A 331-nucleotide genomic window follows, 5' to 3' on the forward strand; every position below is an offset into this window, starting at 1 on the left:
CTCCTCGGTCTTCAGCACCTTGAGGCGGGCGGCGGTGTCGACGCCGAAGTCGGCCGGGGTGTGTCTGTCGAGCGGCTTCTTCTTCGCCTTCATGATGTTTGGCAGCGAGGCGTAGCGCGGCTCGTTCAGGCGCAGGTCGGTGGTGACGACGGCCGGCAGCTTGATGTCGATGGTCTGCAGACCGCCGTCGACTTCGCGCGTCACGGTTGCCTTGCCGTCGCCGATCTCGACCTTGGAGGCGAAGGTGCCTTGCGCCCAGCCGAGCAGAGCCGACAGCATCTGGCCGGTCTGGTTCGAATCGTCGTCGATCGCCTGCTTGCCGACGATGATC

General features: G+C 65.6%; 1 protein-coding gene. It reads right to left on the reverse strand.

Going from position 1 to position 331, the window contains the following annotated elements:
• The coding region (locus tag ASE71_RS36680) for an electron transfer flavoprotein subunit beta/FixA family protein (protein ID WP_244497348.1) at positions 1-331 on the reverse strand (331 nt) is incomplete at both ends.

The sequence above is a fragment of the Ensifer sp. Root954 genome, assembly GCF_001429005.1.
Classification (GTDB): Bacteria; Pseudomonadota; Alphaproteobacteria; order Rhizobiales; family Rhizobiaceae; genus Ensifer; species Ensifer adhaerens.